The 17,031-nt window shown below is 29.7% G+C and carries 24 protein-coding genes and 1 pseudogene; all 25 read left to right on the forward strand.

The features are described from left to right. The first annotated feature begins 2 nt into the window (after window positions 1-2). Window positions 3-1,364, forward strand: coding sequence for an SNF2-related protein (locus tag ABDZ60_RS17890; protein ID WP_343780032.1), 1,362 nt, complete (start codon window positions 3-5; stop codon window positions 1,362-1,364). Between the two features lie 67 nt (window positions 1,365-1,431). After that, window positions 1,432-1,779 carry a hypothetical protein gene (locus tag ABDZ60_RS17895; protein ID WP_343780034.1) on the forward strand — a complete coding sequence of 116 codons (348 nt, stop codon included), beginning with the start codon at window positions 1,432-1,434 and terminating at the stop codon, window positions 1,777-1,779. Between the two features lie 10 nt (window positions 1,780-1,789). Next, entirely contained in the window at window positions 1,790-2,224 is a 435-nt protein-coding gene (locus ABDZ60_RS17900) for an RNA polymerase subunit sigma-24 (protein ID WP_343780036.1), read from the forward strand. Window positions 2,225-2,370: 146 nt separating this feature from the next. Further along, on the forward strand, window positions 2,371-2,586 hold the full coding sequence (locus ABDZ60_RS17905) for a hypothetical protein (RefSeq protein WP_343780038.1): 216 nt from the start codon (window positions 2,371-2,373) through the stop codon (window positions 2,584-2,586). Between the two features lie 143 nt (window positions 2,587-2,729). After that, window positions 2,730-2,975, forward strand: coding sequence for a hypothetical protein (locus ABDZ60_RS17910; protein WP_343780040.1), 246 nt, complete (start codon window positions 2,730-2,732; stop codon window positions 2,973-2,975). A 106-nt stretch (window positions 2,976-3,081) separates the two neighbouring features. Continuing rightward, window positions 3,082-3,591, forward strand: a complete 510-nt coding sequence (locus ABDZ60_RS17915; RefSeq protein ID WP_343780042.1) for a TM2 domain-containing protein — start codon at window positions 3,082-3,084, stop codon at window positions 3,589-3,591. A 50-nt stretch (window positions 3,592-3,641) separates the two neighbouring features. After that, entirely contained in the window at window positions 3,642-3,836 is a 195-nt protein-coding gene (locus tag ABDZ60_RS17920; RefSeq protein ID WP_343780044.1) for a hypothetical protein, read from the forward strand. After that, the gene (locus ABDZ60_RS17925; RefSeq protein WP_343780046.1) at window positions 3,830-4,201 is read left to right on the forward strand and encodes an HNH endonuclease; all 372 of its coding nucleotides are present in this window, start codon (window positions 3,830-3,832) and stop codon (window positions 4,199-4,201) included. Before ABDZ60_RS17920 ends, ABDZ60_RS17925 begins: the two co-directional genes overlap by 7 nt. A gap of 124 nt (window positions 4,202-4,325) precedes the next feature. Further along, entirely contained in the window at window positions 4,326-4,904 is a 579-nt protein-coding gene (locus ABDZ60_RS17930) for a hypothetical protein (protein ID WP_343780048.1), read from the forward strand. Further along, the gene (locus tag ABDZ60_RS17935) at window positions 4,894-6,585 is read left to right on the forward strand and encodes a terminase TerL endonuclease subunit (RefSeq protein WP_343780050.1); all 1,692 of its coding nucleotides are present in this window, start codon (window positions 4,894-4,896) and stop codon (window positions 6,583-6,585) included. Before ABDZ60_RS17930 ends, ABDZ60_RS17935 begins: the two co-directional genes overlap by 11 nt. Before the next feature lie 39 nt (window positions 6,586-6,624). Next, window positions 6,625-7,872 carry a phage portal protein gene (locus ABDZ60_RS17940; protein ID WP_343780052.1) on the forward strand — a complete coding sequence of 416 codons (1,248 nt, stop codon included), beginning with the start codon at window positions 6,625-6,627 and terminating at the stop codon, window positions 7,870-7,872. Then, window positions 7,850-8,452 carry an HK97 family phage prohead protease gene (locus ABDZ60_RS17945; RefSeq protein ID WP_343780054.1) on the forward strand — a complete coding sequence of 201 codons (603 nt, stop codon included), beginning with the start codon at window positions 7,850-7,852 and terminating at the stop codon, window positions 8,450-8,452. The genes ABDZ60_RS17940 and ABDZ60_RS17945 overlap by 23 nt, the downstream gene beginning before the upstream one ends. A 47-nt stretch (window positions 8,453-8,499) precedes the next feature. Next, the gene (locus tag ABDZ60_RS17950) at window positions 8,500-9,672 is read left to right on the forward strand and encodes a phage major capsid protein (protein WP_343780055.1); all 1,173 of its coding nucleotides are present in this window, start codon (window positions 8,500-8,502) and stop codon (window positions 9,670-9,672) included. Between the two features lie 10 nt (window positions 9,673-9,682). After that, a complete protein-coding gene (locus ABDZ60_RS17955) occupies window positions 9,683-9,847 on the forward strand; it encodes a hypothetical protein (protein ID WP_343780057.1) in 165 nt (54 codons plus the stop codon). After that, window positions 9,837-10,121, forward strand: a complete 285-nt coding sequence (locus tag ABDZ60_RS17960) for a head-tail connector protein (protein WP_343780059.1) — start codon at window positions 9,837-9,839, stop codon at window positions 10,119-10,121. The genes ABDZ60_RS17955 and ABDZ60_RS17960 overlap by 11 nt, the downstream gene beginning before the upstream one ends. An 8-nt stretch (window positions 10,122-10,129) precedes the next feature. Then, window positions 10,130-10,474 (forward strand): phage head closure protein, encoded by a 345-nt coding sequence (locus tag ABDZ60_RS17965; protein ID WP_343780061.1) that lies wholly within the window; start codon window positions 10,130-10,132, stop codon window positions 10,472-10,474. Beyond that, a complete protein-coding gene (locus ABDZ60_RS17970) occupies window positions 10,464-10,907 on the forward strand; it encodes an HK97-gp10 family putative phage morphogenesis protein (RefSeq protein ID WP_343780063.1) in 444 nt (147 codons plus the stop codon). The genes ABDZ60_RS17965 and ABDZ60_RS17970 overlap by 11 nt, the downstream gene beginning before the upstream one ends. After that, window positions 10,904-11,272, forward strand: a complete 369-nt coding sequence (locus ABDZ60_RS17975; RefSeq protein ID WP_343780064.1) for a hypothetical protein — start codon at window positions 10,904-10,906, stop codon at window positions 11,270-11,272. The genes ABDZ60_RS17970 and ABDZ60_RS17975 overlap by 4 nt, the downstream gene beginning before the upstream one ends. Before the next feature lie 3 nt (window positions 11,273-11,275). Further along, window positions 11,276-11,701: a phage tail tube protein gene (locus ABDZ60_RS17980; protein WP_343780066.1), complete on the forward strand. Its 426-nt coding sequence runs from the start codon at window positions 11,276-11,278 to the stop codon at window positions 11,699-11,701. A gap of 10 nt (window positions 11,702-11,711) precedes the next feature. Next, complete coding sequence (locus tag ABDZ60_RS17985; protein ID WP_343780068.1) at window positions 11,712-12,005, forward strand: hypothetical protein; 294 nt, start codon at window positions 11,712-11,714, stop codon at window positions 12,003-12,005. 68 nt (window positions 12,006-12,073) lie between these two features. Next, window positions 12,074-12,331 (forward strand): hypothetical protein, encoded by a 258-nt coding sequence (locus ABDZ60_RS17990; protein ID WP_343780070.1) that lies wholly within the window; start codon window positions 12,074-12,076, stop codon window positions 12,329-12,331. Then, the gene (locus tag ABDZ60_RS17995) at window positions 12,321-14,660 is read left to right on the forward strand and encodes a phage tail protein (protein WP_343780072.1); all 2,340 of its coding nucleotides are present in this window, start codon (window positions 12,321-12,323) and stop codon (window positions 14,658-14,660) included. Before ABDZ60_RS17990 ends, ABDZ60_RS17995 begins: the two co-directional genes overlap by 11 nt. A 13-nt stretch (window positions 14,661-14,673) precedes the next feature. Then, on the forward strand, window positions 14,674-15,018 hold the full coding sequence (locus tag ABDZ60_RS18000; protein ID WP_425544870.1) for a DUF6711 family protein: 345 nt from the start codon (window positions 14,674-14,676) through the stop codon (window positions 15,016-15,018). 14 nt (window positions 15,019-15,032) lie between these two features. Continuing rightward, entirely contained in the window at window positions 15,033-15,407 is a 375-nt protein-coding gene (locus ABDZ60_RS18005; RefSeq protein ID WP_343780076.1) for a hypothetical protein, read from the forward strand. Window positions 15,408-15,591: 184 nt separating this feature from the next. Continuing rightward, a pseudogene (locus tag ABDZ60_RS18010) lies at window positions 15,592-17,031 on the forward strand (hypothetical protein); the annotation flags it as partial.

The raw sequence follows: 17,031 nt of genomic DNA on the forward strand, positions 1-17,031 counted from the left end.
TAATGCAGTTCAAACCTTGGAATTATCAACAATATTCTATAAATCACATTATAGATCATAAGGCTTCAGGTCTATTCCTTGATATGGGGATGGGTAAAACAGTTAGTACATTAACAGCAATAGATAATTTAATATTCCTAGGTGAAGTAAATAAAGTTTTAGTTATAGCACCACTTAGAGTAGCAGAAGATACATGGAGTACAGAAGTTGATAAATGGGACCATCTAAAACATTTAAGAATATCTAAAATTCTAGGGACTAAGAAACAAAGAGAAGAAGCTTTAAATAAAGATGCAGATATTTATGTAACCAATAGGGAGAATGTAGATTGGTTAGTTACTGAATGTTTTGATAGTTGGATATGGGATATGGTTATTATAGATGAACTTAGTTCTTTTAAGTCAAGTAAGGCAAAAAGATTTAGAGCATTAAAGAAAGTAAGGCCATATTTTAAAAGAATAGTAGGACTTACAGGAACACCAGCACCAAATAGTTTAATAGATCTTTGGCCACAAGTTTATTTATTAGATGGGGGATTAAGATTAGGGAAAACTATAACAGGATTCAAAGATAGATATTTCAACCCAGGAAGAAGAAATGGTTATGTAGTTTATAACTGGGAGCTTAAAGAAGGATCAGAAGCAGCTATTCAAAATAAAATATCTGATATTTGTATTTCCATGAAGGCAGATGATTATTTAGATCTTCCTGAAAGGATAGATAATAAAGTTGAAATAAATCTATCTAAAAAATCTATGGAAATTTATAAGAAGTTAGAAAAAGATTTAGTCATTGAATTAGGAGAAGAAGATATAACAGCAGCTAATGCAGCAGTACTAACAAATAAATTATTACAAATGGCCAATGGTGCAATATATAGTGAGACAAAAGAAGTTGTTAAGATCCATGATGAAAAGATAGAAAAGCTTGAAGAAATTATTGATACATCAAATGGAAAATCAGTATTAGTTTTTTATAATTTCAAACATGACTATAACAGAATATCAGAAATGTTAACTAAGAAAAAAACAACTTATCAAACTTTAAATACTTCAGAAGATATTAAGAATTGGAATGATGGAAAAATACAGGTAGCTTTATTACATCCGGCAAGTGCAGGACATGGATTAAACCTTCAGTATGGAGGAAATATTATTGTATGGTTTGGACTTACTTGGAGTTTAGAATTATATCAACAAGCTAATGCAAGGCTTCATAGACAAGGACAAACTGAAACTGTAGTAATACATCATCTAGTAGCTAAAGGAACAGTTGATGAAGATGTTATGAATGCATTGGCCAATAAGGAAATAAATCAAGATATGCTTTTAGAAGCAGTAAAAGCAAGATTGGAGGAAGTATGAAATATATCATAATTTACTTCGTAGCTATAGCTTTAATATTATTATTTTTTAAAGGAGCTGATATGGATTGAAATTATTAATGCATGTGTTAAAAGAAAATAAAAAATTAAATATAGATAATAGAACTATAGGGACTGCAGCTATTCTGATAAAACTTGAAGAAGAATTTAGAGAAGTTGTGACAGCTTTATTAAACTACAATAAGGATAAAACATTAAGCAACTTAAAAGAGATAATGAGAGAAACATTTGATTTAGTGCAGATGTGTATCTTAATTCTATGGAGATGTCACAGACAAGCCTTAGATTTTGATGAATCCAATCTATTAAAAGATATAAATATAGAACATAAAAATAAATTATCAGAAAGACAATGGATTATTGAAACTGGAATTGAGATAGATATAAAAGAATAGGAGTGGTAGTATGGATAAGGAGAAACTAAAGAGATATAGAAGATTATTATCAGAATTAGAACTATTAAAAAGACAATTAGAAAAGATAGAACCAGAGTTTGTTATGGATTCAGTAAATGGATCAGATACTGAATTTCCATACACACAGCATAAGATGCATATTGAGGGTTATGATTTAGAATCATATAGAAAGAAAGTAGCAAGACTTAATAAAAGAATAGTAAGTAAGATGAATGAATTAGTGGAAGAAAAGGATAGTTTAATAGAATTTATTTATAACATAGAAGATTCTGAAATAAGGCAAATATTTATATATAGATATATGGATGGACTAACCTGGAAAGAGATAGGTGATAAGATGAATTTTGCTACAAGCACAATAAGAATGAAACATGATAACTTTGTAAAAAGTCTAGCACCCATTAGCACTTTAAAAGATATATAATAGTATTATGGAAAATATCGACAGGATTTTTCATTGTGGATGACCTCCTATAATTATGGCACTTAGCAAAATAAATACTAGCTAGGTGCCTTTTTGAAGGGATTTATAATTATATGTAGAATTGTAAATTAAAGGGGGTGAGAATTATGTTTAGAGTAACAAAAGCTATGAATTGTAGCTTACTTAGGATTATAAAGGAGCATAAAACAATAAGTTATAATGAGTTAAAAAGGATCTATATAACACCAGATCCACCAGGCATAATTTCAGCAAGTAACGCCTGCTTTGATAGTGACTTAAAAACACTAGAAGAAGAGGGGGAAATAACAATAAAAGATAAAATTATAAAATCTATTAAATAATAAAAGTTAGAACTCTAGAAATAGGGTTCTTTTTTATTTATAAATTCTCAATACCCTTTTATAGTAAAGCACTTAACTAAAATGGTTAAGTGCTTTACATATTTTGTAAATAAGTATAAAATTGGAAGTGGGGGTGGGAGATTATGTTAAGTGATCCAGTAGGATTAAAGAAAATTATAAATAAAGCACTTAAAACATTAAAGTGTCCAGTATGTCAATCTAGTCGATTTGTAGCAAATCATAATATAACAATAAAGGTTCCTATTGATAGAAGGAATAATCAATGTGAAGGAACTATATGTCCTTCATTAGAATTTACATGTTTAGAGTGTGGAAACATATTATCATTAAATGCAGAGGTGTTAGCTAAACAAATTGCACACTTATAAAATTAAAGAGCCTTAGAAATAGGGCTCTTTTTAACATATAATAAAACTTCTCCTAATAAATATTTTGTTATATAATTATATTAATAACAAAATATGGAGGTATGAAATGAAAAATAATTATAAAGTAGAGTTCTTTCTTTGTTTATTTATTGGTTTTTTTGGAGCTCATAAATTTTATGAAAAGAAAATAGGAAAAGGAATATTGTATTTTTTTACTGCTGGACTTTTTTGTTTTGGGTGGATATATGATTGTATAGTTTTATTTGGATTAGCTTTTTTAACAAATGAAGCAAGTTTAAAAGAAAGAGAAGAAGCTATAAAAGAGAAGGAAATAATAAATCAAGAGAAACAACTAATAAAACAAAAAGAAAGAAAAATAACTTATAATGAATACGTACAAGCTAGAGAGGAAAGAAAAAACAGTAAAGAAGCATGTTGTCCTAGATGTGGAAGCACAAGCCTAACAGCTAATAAGAAAGGTTGGAGCTTAGGCAAAGGACTTGTAGGAGCAGCACTTATAAATCCGATAGGTGGAGTAGCTACAGGGATGATAGGTAAAAACAAAATAATAGTTACATGCTTGAAATGTGGAAAGCAATTTAAACCAGGAAGATAGCACTTACGAATGTAGGTGCTTTTATTATGTTTAAAATTAGGAGGTATAATATGTCAAAGGAAAAGAGCGGTGGAGGAATAGGATTTATCGGTTTACTAACTATAGTATTTATAACATTGAAACTATTAGGAATTATAACTTGGAGTTGGATATGGGTATTATCACCTATATGGATTAACATAGGGTTAGGAATAGTAGTAATACTATGTGTGATTATATATAAGGTTGTAAAGGAAGCATGTTAAAGAGTTGTAAGTATTGTGGAAGAATACATGATAGTAAATACATATGTCCTAATAAGCCTATACGAAAGAGTTATAAGAAAACAGAAGAAGATAAGTTTAGGAATACTAAGGCGTGGCAAAGGAAAAGAGATCATATAAAGGATAGAGATAAAGGATTGTGCCAGATATGTATGAGGAAGTTATATAATACTATAAAGCAATATAACTATACAGATATAGAAGTACATCATATTACATCACTAAGAGAAGCTTATGAGTTAAGACTAGAAGAGGATAATTTGATATGCTTATGTAAGTATCATCATGAGCTAGCAGAGAGAGGAGAAATACCTAGGGAGCTATTAAAAAGCATAATAAAAGAATAAAATATATATCCCCCCTAGGGGTATGACTTTCAGAGAGGTGTTTAGTGACACCACGTGTCCATATCTGTAAGTAATTTATTCCCACATCAGCTTTTCAAAATTAAAATAGAAAGGAGTTGATAGTATGCCTACACCAACAAAACCATTTTCAGTTTTAAAAAGTGAAGGGAAATCACATAGGACTAAAAAAGAATTAAAAATGAGAGAGCAAGGAGAAAAGGCCCTTTCTACAGGGACAGTTTTAAGAGAAAGAAGAGAAGTTAAGAAAAATAAAGTAGCACATAAAGAGTTTAAGCGTATTAATGAGCTTCTTTCTTCAATAGAAAAGAACGATGCAATATATGAAGCTGTTATAAATAGGTACTGCATCTTATATGCTGAATGCATTGATTTAGAAGATAAAAGGGAAAGTATGTATGATCTTATAGAGGATCTAAAAGAACAGTTTGAAAATTCTAAAGAATATTTAGAAGATGAAGAACTTGCAAAAGAAACAAGAAAGTTTGCTAGTTCTATTTCAGATTTAACTAAGTCCATGATAGAAATAGATAGACAAGTTCAACAAAAAAGAAAAATGCTTTTGGATATAGAAAAAGAAAATATAATGACTATTGCTTCTGCTCTTAGAGTTATTCCTAAAAAGCCTGAAAATGATAGTGCTAAGGAAACTATATTAAAGGTGTTGAGTGGAAATGGAGATTAAAGAATCTAAAGCCTATAAATACGCTCAATGGTGTGTAATAGAGCCTAATAAAAAAGTACCAAGGTATGTTAAATTACAGGCTAAGGATTGGTTAAATAAAGCAGATGGATTAGATGAAGAAGCATATGTAGATGAAAAAGAATTAAATAAGATAGTTAAGATATTAAAATTAATGGTCCATCCCGATTTAATGTGTCCTATGGATGAAGGGTTAGAGGACTATGCCTGGTTATTAATAGTAGCAACTCTATGCACTAAGTTAAAAAATAATGATGATAAAGACATAAGATATTATATAACTGCATTATTGGAGATAAGTCGTAAGAACTTTAAGACTTTCAATAGTGCAGTTATTTTTATACTTTTATTGCTAACTGATAAACCTTTTTCAAGGTTTTTTTCAGTTGCGCCAGATTTGAAATTGTCTAGTGAGTTGAAAATAGCAATAAGAAAAATAATAAAAGTTAGTCCATTGTTAGCTGAAGATGATGTTTTTAAAGTTTTAAGAAGTGAAATAAGATGTTTGCTTACTGATAGTGAATATATTCCACTAGCTTATAGTGAAGATAAAATGGATGGTAAGTTAGCAAATGCTTTTCTAGCTGATGAAGCTGGAGCTATGGATAGCTATCCTATTGAAGCTATGAGATCTTCACAAATAACTTTATTTAACAAGTTAGGGATTATAATAAGCACTCAATATCCTAATGATAATAATGCTATGATAGATGAAATTGATATATCTAAGAAAGTATTAGATGGCCTTATGGATAATAAAAGAAGATTTTCTTTACTATATGAGCCTAATGATGAATTTTTAACAGAAGATAAATGGCAAACAGAAGATTTAGTTATATATCAAAGTAATCCAGTAGCAGTAAGTAACGATTATGTATTTGAAGCTATTAAAGACATGAGGACAATGGCTATTCTTTATGAAAATAAAAGAGAAAACTATTTATGTAAGCATAATAATATTAAATATAAAGGCTTAGGAGTAGAAGGATTTGTAGATATAACTAAGGTTAGAGAATGTAAGATAGAGAATAATTTAGAATTTTGGAAGGGTAAAAAAGTATATTTAGCCTTTGACTTATCACAAAGTGGAGATAATACTGCAGTTGCCATGATAACTGAATATAAAGGAGTTTTATATGCTATGGTTTGGGGATTTATTCCTGCTGATAAAGTGGAACTTAAGAGTAAAAAGGAGAATGTAAACTATAGGCAATTAATAAGAGATAAAGTTTGTTTTGCTTGTGGTGATGAAGTTATAGACTATGGATTTGTAGAAAAATTTATACTTGATATAGAAGAAAATTATGGAGTGGAGATTTTACAAATAGGATATGATAGGTGGAATGCTTTAAGTTCAGCTCAAAAATTAGAAGCTGCAGGGTATGAAATGGTTGAAATAAAACAACATAGTAGTGTATTACACCCTCCAACAAAATTATTAAAAGAAACTATTTTAAGTAAAAAGTTTAAGTATGAAGAAAACAGACTTTTAGAAATAAACTTTCAAAATGCTAGAGTTACAGAAGATACTAACAAAAATAAGTATGTAAATAAAAAGAAGTCAGAAGGTAAAGTTGATATGGTAGTAGCTTTAATAAATGCTATTTACTTGTTACAACAAGAGCAATTAAATACAGTAGATTGTACTATCCAAGTTATATAGCGGAGTGTATAAATAAATTCTTTGAGAGGAGGTGAATAGATGGATTTAAGGTTTTGGAAAAGAAAAAAGGAAGAAAGAGTAAGTTCAGAATCAGATGATATTGGATTGAGAGATTTACTTTTAGCAGCAGGATTAATAACTGATAACATAACAAGGGTACAAGCTTTGAATATACCAACTTTAGCTGGATGTGTAGAATTAATATCATCTTTAGTTGCCAGTATTCCTATAAAGTTATATAAAGAGGAAAATGGTAAGGTAGAAGAAGTAAAAGTAGATGGTAGATTAAAATTATTAAATGAAGAAACAGGAGATATGTTAACGGCATATCAAATGAAAAAAGCTTTGATTATTGATTACTTACTAATGGGTAATGGGTATATCTATATTAACAAAGATAGAGGGAAAATTCTAAGTTTACATTATGTAAAAGAAGATGAGGTATTTATTAATGCTTCGATAGATCCTATCTTTAAAAATTATGATGTTATAGTACAGGGTAATTTTTATAAGCCATATAATTTTATAAAGTTATTAAGGCATACTGATAATGGTTCAGATGGTTATGGAATTATAGAAGAAAATCCAATATTGTTAAGTGTTGCTTATAACTCCCTTAAATATGAAAATATATTAAGTAAAACTGGAGGTAATAAAAAGGGGTTTATTGAATCAGAGGGAAAGTTAGACAAAGAAGCTATAGGTGTATTAAAAGAACAATGGAAAAATATGTATTCCGGTAATTCTGAAAACTGTGTAGTTTTAAATAAAGGTTTAACTTTTAAGGATGCACAAGCAACTCCTATGGAGATGCAAATGAATCAAAATAAAGTTACTAATGGTGATGAAATATGCAAAATATTAAATATACCTCCTAGTATTATAAGTGGTGATGGTAAGGCTAATGAAGGTGATTTCGATAAAATGTTTAAAATGGCTATATTGCCGATACTAAATGATTTAATAGCAAGTATAAATAGAGACTTACTTCTAGAAAAAGAGAAGGAGTCTTTTTATTTTGGAGTAGATACTAATGAGTTACTAAAAGGAGATATTGAAAAAAGATTTAAAGCATATGAAATAGCAATAAAAAATAAAATAATGGGAGTTAATGAAGTTAGATACAAAGAAGATTTAGAACCAAACCCATTATTTGTAGACACCATATTATTAGGATTAAATGATGTGCTTTATAATGTTAAAAAAGGAACAGTTTATACACCAAATACTAATAAAACATCAGATATGAAGGGAGGTGAGATAGATGAGAATAGAAATAAGGAATGATAGTGTACTTTTAGATGGTTATGTAAATGCAGTAGATAGAGAAAGTAAGCCGATTCCTTCCGTAAGAGGAAAGTTCGTAGAAAAAATACAACCAGGAGCATTTCAAAGAAGTTTAGAAAGAAGAGATAATGTAGATTTATTATTAAATCATAATAAAAACAGAAAGTTAGGTTCAACTTCTGAGGGAAACCTTGAGTTATTTGAAGATAATATAGGGCTAAGAGCAATATGTACTGTAACAGATCCGGAAGTTATAGAAAAGGCTAAAAACAAAGAACTTAGAGGTTGGAGTTTTGGATTTTATGCTGAAAAAGACCATTGGGAACAACAAGAAAATGGATATGAAAAAAGAGTTGTAGAGCAACTAGATTTATTTGAAGTTACTATAGTAGATAATACTAGAGCACCAGCTTATATAGCAACATCTATTGAAATGAGAGATGATAAAGAAATCTTAAATGAAAATAGATTAACTGAATTTAAAGCTATAACAGTAGATGAATCTAAGGAAAAAGAGGAAAGAACAGATATTGATTATAGTAAATATGAAAATGAAATAGAAAATCTTAAAAAGTCTTAGATATAGGGCTTTTTTATTTTATTTAAATTTAAGGAGGAATAAAAATTATGATAAAAAAGAGAATTGCAGAATATAGAACATTACCTACTAATGAGAAGGGATTAGAGGAAAAAAGAACAGATTTAATTCTTGAAATGAATCAAATTATTCAAGGAGCTAAGACTGAAACAAGAACATTAACAGATCAAGAAGAAACAAGGTTTGAGGAAATAAAAAAGGAAATTAAGAAAATAGATACAACTTTAGCAGCTATAGAAGAAGAACAAAGGATGCAGCCTAAAAAAATAAATAAAAATAAGGAAGAGGAAGCATCTCAAGAAGAATTAGAAGAAAGAACATTTGAAAATTTCTTAAGAGATAAGCAAGAAGAATTAAGAGCAGGAGAAATACAATTAACCCAAGGGAATAATGGTGTAATTATACCTACTTCTATAGCAAAAAGAATCATTGAAGAAGTAAGAGACATGGTTCCTTTCTTGCAATTATCAGATGTTATAACTACAAATGGTAAAGTAAGCGTTCCTGTTTATGGAGAAGATGCAACTAACTATATTAACGCTGATTATGTGGATGAAGGGGAAGATCTAACAGATAATATAGGCAAATTTACATCAGTTGACTTATCAGGATATGTTATAGGTGCATTATCTTTAGTGTCAAAGAAACTTATTACAAATACAGATTTTGATATAGTATCTTTTGTTGTTAGGAAAATAGCAGAAGCTTTAGCGGAAAAATTAGAAAAAGAATTTGTTATAGGTACTTCCAGCAAGATTACCGGGATAACATCTACTACAAAAACAGTAGAAACTGCAGCTGCTACAGCGATAACTTATGATGAACTTGTAAGCTTAAAGCACTCACTAAAGCAAAGGTTCAGATCTAAAGGAGTATGGATAATGAATCCTACAACATATACAGCCATTTGTAAATTAAAAGATGGAAATGGACAACCATATTTTAAAGAAGATGAATATATGATTCTAGGTAATAAGGTTATAGAATCTGATTCAATGCCTGAAATAGCGGCAGGTAACAAATCTATTGTATTTGCGGATTTATCAGGATATACAATTAAGGCAACTAAGTCAGTAGAAGTACAAGTATTAATTGAAAAGTATGCTACTAAGTATATGATTGGAGTTGTTGGTTATGGTGAATATGATGGGAAAATAACTGATAAAAAGAAAATAGCAGCATTAGTTCAAAAATCAGCTTAGGAGGATAGATATGAAAGTAAAAGCGAAAGTGAGTTTTGCGGGAACTTTCTCTATGATATCTGGTGAAATTAAGGAGTGTGGCGATAAAGCTATACTCCAAGACCTTCTTAAAGCTGGTTATATAGAAAAAGTTACAATTGACAAGAAAAAAGAGGGTGTAGCTAATGAAGATTAGTGAAGTTACTATTGGAGATTTAAAAGAGTATGCAGTAGTTAGTCATAATTTAGATGATAAACTTTTTAGTAATATTTTAGCTGCCTGTAAATCATATATTAAAAGTTATACTGGATTAACTTTAGAACAACTTGATGATAAAGAAGATTTAACTATAGCTTTAATGATCCTTTGTAATGAAATGTATGACAATAGAGTTTATACAGTAGATAATGATAAAGCTAATAAAGTTGTTAATTCTATTTTAGACATGCATTGTATTAATTTATTGTAGGTGATTTTATGAGTAGATATAGAATTAATTCTGGAGAATTTAAGCACCATATAATAATTCAACAACTAGATAAAGTTAGAAATGAATACGGAGAATTAATAGATACCTGGGTAGATTTCTTAGGGATAAGAGCAGCTATATATCCTTTAAGTGGTAAAGATTTTTTTGCAGCCGAAACTGTTAATAGCGAGGTAACTCATAAAATTAATATTAGATATATTGAAGGTATAACATCAGCGATGAGAATAAAGTTTGGAAATAGATTTTTCGAAATAACAGCACCGCCAATAAACTTTCAGGAAAGAAATATCTTATTACAAATAATGTGTAAGGAGAGATACTATGAAAGTTAAAATTGAAGGAATGAAAGAATTAAATAGATCACTTAAAAAACTTGGAGAAGTACCACAAAAACACGTAACATCTTCGGTTAAAAAAGGAATGAATATTGCTTTTAAAGATGCTAAAAGTAATTCACCAATAGAAACAGGAGAACTTAAAAGTGGTATAAAAATGGTTGGTGAAAAGTCTAGGATTAAAGGGAAAAAAGTATATCAAATAGTTTTCGATAGAGCTAAAAATGATGTGTTTCAAAAGAAAAATAAGGAAGGGAAAGTAACAGGATATTATCCAGCAAGTATGGAGTATGGATTCTTTGCTAAAAATGGTAGATATATACCAGGATATCATTTTTTAAAGAAGGCTTTAGAAAAGAAATCTAAAAAGATAGAAAAAACAATTATAGAAGAAATGCAAAGAAAAATAGATAAGGAGCTGGGACGGTGATAGCTGAATTAATAAAAGAGTTAGATAAAATTTTTAATAATAAGGTATATCCTACAAATGCTCCGGAAGGAGAACAAACTCCTTATCTAGTCTATTTCTATAGAGAAATAGAAAATAAAACATTAGATGGATATGATGGATTATATACAGCTAATATAGTCTTAAATGTATTTACAAAAACATTTAGTGAAGCGAACAGTAAAAAAGAAACATTAACACAAATGCTAAAGTGCTTAATATATGTGAAGTTAGGTGCTTTTTTAATACAAGAAATTTCTTTAGAAGAAACAGATATAATATATGAAAATCAATTAAATGTTTATAGAGGAATAATCCCTGTAACAATTTATTTTAAGGAGGAATAGCAAATGGCAAATAGAGCATTAGGAACAGTATTAAAAATTGGTGAAACTGCTTCTGCTGTATCAGTAGGAGGATTAACAGAAATAGGAGGAATAGAACTAAGTGCTGATACGTTAGATACCACTACTTTAGATAGTGATGGCGGATATAGAGAGTTTGTTGGTGGATTTAAGGATGCAGGAGAGGTGAGTTTAAGTGGTTATTTAGATATAGAAGAAGCTAATGGGCAAAAGAAAATGTATGATGCCTTTGAGTCCGGAGAAGTAGAAGAATTTGCGATAGAATTCCCTGAATCAGCAAAAGCAAAATGGGAATTTAAAGGAGTAGTAACAGGCTTTTCTACTAGTGCAAGTTTAGAGGACTTAATTAGTTTTGAAGCTACTATAAAGGTATCAGGAAAACCAAAATTAACATTAATAACAGGACAATAGGAGGATTTATATGTATACACCAATAGAATTAGATAAAACAAGAAATTTTAGATATGGAATGAAAGCTATAGATTATATTGAAAAGAAATTAAAAAAACCAATAGGAAAAATAAATTTAGAGGAATTAACTATGGAGCAAACAGCAACTATTGTTTGTGGCGGGTTAGTTCATGAAGATTCTAATTTAACACCATCAAGAGTTATGGATTTAATAGATGAGAAGGGAAATTTACAAGAAGTTTTAGAAGCAATGGCTAAGGCTTTTGGAGAATCTTTTAGTGGTGGAGAAGCAAAAAACAATTAGAGGGTAGTGAGGGAGAATTTTCTATAATAGAAAGTTTAAAACTTGCTACCCTTTGTGGTATATCTCCGTTGGATTTTTGGGAATTAACACCTTTTGAATTTTCTTTAATGATAAATAGCTATTCGCAAAAAAGAGAAGAAGAAGCAAAAGAAAAAATTACCCTAGCTTATATTAATGCAGCATGGACGGTTCAATTCTTAGGAAAGAATAAACCTAAATTAGATAAGGTATTAAACAAAAAGAAAAAGGAAATGGCAGATAAAGAAATGTTGAATCAAGTTAAATTATTAAATAATTTGATGGGAGGTGAGGTAGTTGGCAGTTAAAAATCTCTTAATTAGAGGTGGAGCAAATTTTAGCGGGGTAAAAAATGCACTAAATAAAACTCAAAAAGACATTAGTAACTTTCAAAAAAATGTAAATGGGATAATGAGCAAAATAAAATTTACTCTAGGGGCTATCGGTATAGGAGCTTTGATAAAAGAAAGTACACAATCTGCTATGAGCGTAGAAAGTTCTATAGATAATATTAATAGAACTATGCAGAATTATGCTAAGACATTTGGAGATTGGGTAAAAACGCAATCACAAGGCTATGGTATAAGTATTCAAGAAGCATACAAATATGGTTCTACTTATAGTAATCTTATATCTAGTTTTGAAACAAATACTAAAAATCTAGCAGATGAAACACAAGAATTAATGAAAGTTACAGGCATTATAGCCAGTAAAACAGGAAGAACGTTTGAAGATACAGCAGAAAGAATTAGATCAGGTATGCTTGGTTCTACAGAAGCTATTGAAGATTTAGGGGTTTATACTCAAGTTTCTATGTTGGAAAGTACAGAAGCCTTTAAAAAGCTAGCAGACGGAAAGACTTGGCAACAATTAAATTTTCAAACTCAACAGCAAATAAGATTGGCAGCTATATTAGAGCAAACTTATGCGAGGTATGGAACTACATTAGCAGATACAACTCAAACTAGGCATAATCAATTTATAGCAAGTTTAAAGAATGTCCAGCTTACGTTAGGGCAAGCATTTTTACCAATATACAATGCTATACTACCACCACTAACAATCTTTATTAATGCATTAAGTAAAGCTATATCTGTAATAGCACAATTCACAACAGCATTATTTGGAAAACCAAAGGCAGTATCACAACAAACACAATCTATAAATAATCAAGCTTCTGCAGTTGGCGGATTAGGAGATAGTTTAGATGATACAACAGGAAGTGCAGATAAGGCTAAAAAAGCTCTTAAATCGTTAGCTGGAATTGATGAAATAAATGCATTAAATCAAGGAACTGATACAAGTGGCGGCTCTGGTGGAGGTACTGGGGGCATAGATAATTCTTTAAATGGGTTAGATATGGGAAATGAAGGGTTCCTTTCTAGCGTTATAGAGGTTAGTGAGAAGATTCAAAAATTAGCAGATAAAATAAAATCTACATTTAAAAGTATGAAAGATTTTATAGTAGGCAATAAAGAAATAATAATATCTTCAATTGCAGGAATTGCATCAGCATTTGGAAGCTTTTTATTAATATCTAATTGGAGCAAAATTATAGAAGGAATACAGCTTGCATTTTATGCTTTGGGATATGCAATAGGTGGAATAAGCTTGCCTATAGTAGCCATTTCGGCATTAATAGGACTTTTAGTAGGTAACATAGTATATTTATGGCAAACTAACGAAAGTTTCAGAGATTCGGTTATAGAGGTATGGAATGGCTTGAAGGAATTTATTAATACAGTTATAACGGATATAGGAACTATATTAACTAGCCTATGGCAACAATATGGACAAACATTAATAGATAATCTAAAAGGTTTTATGTTAAGCATACAAAAGATAATAATTAATGTTTGGGAAGGTGTAATAAAACCAATTATAACTAATGCTTTAGAAATGCTTACATGGTTATGGGAGAAACATCTAAAAGGATTAGTTGAAGAATTGGGGGAGTTTGTAATGAAAGCTATTAATTTTGCACTTGAGTTATGGAATAAATTCATAAGTCCAATAGTAAGATTTTTGGTTGATATATTATCACCTATTTTTATAAGCACATTCAATTTAATTGTAAATTCATTAGGAACCGCAATATCTGTAATATCAGATATTATAAAAGCTTTATTAAGAACATTTAGCGGATTAATAGATTTTATATCTGGAGTATTTTCAGGAAATTGGTCTAGAGCATGGCAAGGAGTAGTTAATATATTTGGAGGAATATTTGATGGCTTGATAGGAATTATTAGATGGCCATTAAACGTAATAATAGATATGATAAATAGTGCTATATCCGGTATCAATTCTATGATAAGAACTATAAATAAAGTACCTGGAGTTAATATATCTACAGTTCCTCAAATACCAAAGTTAGCAAAAGGAGGGATTATAGAGAGTCCAACTATTGCAATGGTTGGTGAAGCTGGAAAAGAAGCTGTTATGCCATTGGAAAATAATACTGGATGGATAACAGATTTAGCAGAAAAAGTAGTAACTAGAATGCCACAAGGTAGTGGGGATAATATTAGCGGAGATTTAATCGTACAAATAGATGGAAGCGTAATAGGAAAAGTAGCATTAAAGCAACTTAGAAAAATGCAAAGACAAGGAAATATAACATTATTTCCAATGTAAAGGAGTGGTAATATTGATAAAGATTAATGGAGTAGATATTGCTACTCCTAAGTCTTATGAAGCAACAGTAACTGATTTAGATGGAGAAACTAATCGTAATGCAGCTGGTGAACTTATAAGAGATAGAATAGCAGTAAAAAGAAAATTAAATCTAGAATGGGGACCATTAACCCAAGCAGAGATAGCTCCGATACTAAATGCAGTATCAGGAGTTTTTTTTACAGTTACTTTTCCAGATCCTCAATCAGGAATGATAACTAAAACAATGTATGTAGGGGACAGAATCTCCCCGGCATATCAATATAAAGATGGGCAAGTAAAATGGCAAGGCCTTAAAATGAATTTTATAGAAAAGTAAGGAGCGATTAATTAATGAAATTAAGTAATGAGAAATTAGCAAATAGTATTAATGTATTAAGTAAGTTAATTAATATGGAGTTGCCAATTAAGCTTAGTTATGCTTTTTCTAAGAATATAACTAAAATAGATAGAGAATTAGAGGTTTACAATAAAGAAAGACAAAGACTAATAGAAAAGTATGGAGAAAAAGATGAAGAAGGAAAGTTAAAAGTAAAAGAGGATGGAAATATAAATATATTAGATGTTGATAACTTTAATAAAGATATAAAAGAAATATTAGAAATAGAAACAGATATAGATATTCATGTTATTGATTTAGATTCTGTAAATGAAGATATAAAGATTACTCCAGGTGAGTTAATAGTTATTGATTATATGTTCAAGTAGATCCTTCTAAAATATAAGAAAGGAGGGATATAAAATTTATACAACAAGTACAGCATATAAAACAGCAATAAAAGAAGCTTCAAGGGCATTTGAGTGTAAGGTTACAATATTAGATAAAGTCTATAAAAATGAGGATATTGTAGATATTATTATAGATGGGAACATCCAACCTTCCGATGGATTTATGATAGGTGCTACAACTAGCCAATCACTTGATTTAACCTTGATAAATAAAGGTGATATGGTTTATGGTACTAGCACTATAAAAGTAGAAATAGGGTTAAAAATAGGTTCTATAATAGAATATATTCCTATTGGTATATACAATATAGATGATATAGAAAAAACTGACTATACAATCAAAATAACAGCCTTTGACAACATGATAAAATTTGAAACTCCTTATTTTAGTACTTTAGGAGATACACCTACATTACAGCAAGTAGTTAATGAATTATCAAGTAAAACAGGAGTACAATTTGTAGGAAGCCTTCCAGCTTATAATGTTAAAAAGTTGGAGGGTTTTACTTGTAGAGAAATTTTAGGATATGTAGCAAGTTTATGTGGTGGAAATGCAGTTATAACTCGTGATGGCAAATTTACTATAGTAACTCCTAAAGATAATTCCTACAGCATAGGAACAGCTAATTATATTGATTACAAGAGAGAAGAAACTAAATATAAAATAGGTAAAGTATCTTGTCAAGCTGGAGAAGAAGTTTTAAGTAAAGGGAGTTTAGGAACTGATTCTATGGAACTTCAATTTGAAAATCCTTGGATTAATGCTACTATTCTTACTGATATTTATAATAAGTTAAATGGCTTTGAATACTTAGGCTATAGCATGAAATGGCAAGGTGATTTATCTTTAGATGTAGGTGATATAGTTACTATAACAGATAAAAAAGGAGTAGTAAGAAAACATCCTATATTATCTCAAAAGTTCACTTATACAGGTGGACTAACTTCTGAAATATCTGCTAAAGGAGAAAATAAAAACAAAAATGAGTTCTCTAGTTCTGGAAGTACAGCAAAGAAAGTAGAAAGAGTTGTAATGGAACTTGCTTTAATAAACAAAGCCTTAATAGATGTAGCTTATATAGGAGATTTAACGGCTAATAATATTAAATTTGATACTGCAAGTGGAGGAACATTAGATTTACAATCTTTATTAGTAAAATTTGTTAGCGGCGAGAATGGACAATATTTAAATCTTACATCTAGTAATGTAGTAATAGACAATGCAGTTATTAAAGATGCAATGATAGAGAATGTTAGCTTAAATAAACTTAAGGCAGGAACAATTAACACTAATACTATTAATTTAGCTTCGGCAGATGGCGGACTTTCTATTGTAGGACCAACAATGCAATTCAAAGATAAAACTAATAGAATAAGGTTACAGTTAGGACAGGATACTGCAGGAGATTTTAATTTTATACTAAGAGCAGCAGATGGAACTACTACTTTAATAGATGGATATGGAATTAAAGAAGAAGCTATTGCTGATGATTTAATAAAATCAAATATGGTTGCAGCAGATGCAATAGGTGAAAAGCAAATAAATTATAGTTCTCTTATTACTGGATTAAATAAAGATACTAATACAAGCTTAATTAAAGCT

It is taken from the genome of Clostridium sartagoforme, assembly GCF_039521405.1.
In the GTDB taxonomy this organism is placed as follows: Bacteria; Bacillota; Clostridia; order Clostridiales; family Clostridiaceae; genus Clostridium; species Clostridium sartagoforme.